Origin of the sequence: Caballeronia choica, assembly GCF_001544535.1 — a bacterium.
Lineage (GTDB): Bacteria > Pseudomonadota > Gammaproteobacteria > Burkholderiales > Burkholderiaceae > Caballeronia > Caballeronia choica.
On record NZ_FCON02000484.1, the window covers coordinates 1 to 1190 of the forward strand.

Annotated in this window: 1 protein-coding gene; it reads right to left on the bottom strand. The window is 58.7% G+C overall.

The features are described 5' to 3' along the window. Positions 1-73: 73 nt before the first annotated feature. Positions 74-778, bottom strand: a complete 705-nt coding sequence (locus tag AWB68_RS45185) for a hypothetical protein (protein ID WP_087650482.1) — start codon at positions 776-778, stop codon at positions 74-76. Positions 779-1190: the final 412 nt, after the last annotated feature.

Sequence of the window (1190 nt, forward strand, 5' to 3'; positions counted from 1 at the left end):
CGTGAATGACATCAGATTCAACGTTCACCCTTTCATTCAGGATGACCGTTCGACGAGGTATTTCAACGAGCTGCTAGTCAACCTGGTACCAGCGACCAGTTTCTGGGCACACAGCGGCGGGTGCGCCGTTCAACCAGACTTGCTCTTCATCCAGTTGCGGTGAGGTCGAACGGGCGATGTCGAAGACCATATTGAGTGCTTGCCCAATGTGGGCGTCTTCGATGGGAAGCTCCCAGGTCAGGAATATCTGAATGCAATCCTGGTCCGGCGCGAAGTCGGCCACACTAAAACTGCCGCTGCCGCGCTGAATGACGCCATGCGGCTGGCCAGTATCGAATATCACGGCTGTTCCCCGGGTCAGGGGAATGCGATGGCCCGTAGAGGGAAAATGCAAGTCCAGACCCCTGTCCTCGCTCAGGAAGAGATTGCAAAAGGCCGCACCGCCATATTGCGCACCGTCATGGTGGTACCTCGCGCCACGACACGCCATAAGCGCTACGTCACTGGAGGCAAGCACGGCGGGCAGTCCAAGCGCGCACGTCCAGTCAGAAATTGCCTGCACGCAGCGCTTGTAATCAGGCCAGCGCGCTTGCGTTCGCGCCAAAGGCATCGCCTCGACATCCCCGGGTTCCAGAACGAGCCGTGACGAAGTCTCTCGTTGCCAATCCGCAAGCAGGCGTGCGGATGGCACAGGCACGTCGAGCGTGCCTGACAAAACGATGTCACTTACGCGTCGACTCCGGATGGCGTCGCCGCTCCAGAAAAAGGAAGTCAGCATGTCTCGCATCGATGCTGTCGAAGGGGAACTCATCTGGGTCATTGTAACGATTCAGCCCGATCACCTCGGCGAAAATCGGCCATGAGCGGCCGCTCGGGGACACTTTGATGCAATCCTTGGAGTGTCGGCTCTCGCTCAGACTCCAGACCTTCCGTCCGCAGTCTGGCCCTGGTCTGTCGTCGCATGCCCGTCGCCATAAGAATTCTGGCAGCATTTTGGATGGTGCCGACGCCGCTTCGCTCAAAACATGTACGTCCGCTGGAACAAGCCGGTCCTGTTGGCGAGAGCCGGTCGGCGTCCTTTTTTTCCGGCAAAGATCCGGTTTGACGCACTTCTCAGCGCCCAACCGACTTGAAAACCCGATTCTTGTCGAGCGTGGCTGGATCGAGCGTATTCTCGCCGCCTTCCGCAG

Coding starts and splice junctions, on each gene's coding strand:
- AWB68_RS45185 (WP_087650482.1), bottom strand. CDS start 778: ATGCTGACTTCCTTTTTCTGGAGCGGCGACGCCATCCGGAGTCGACGC.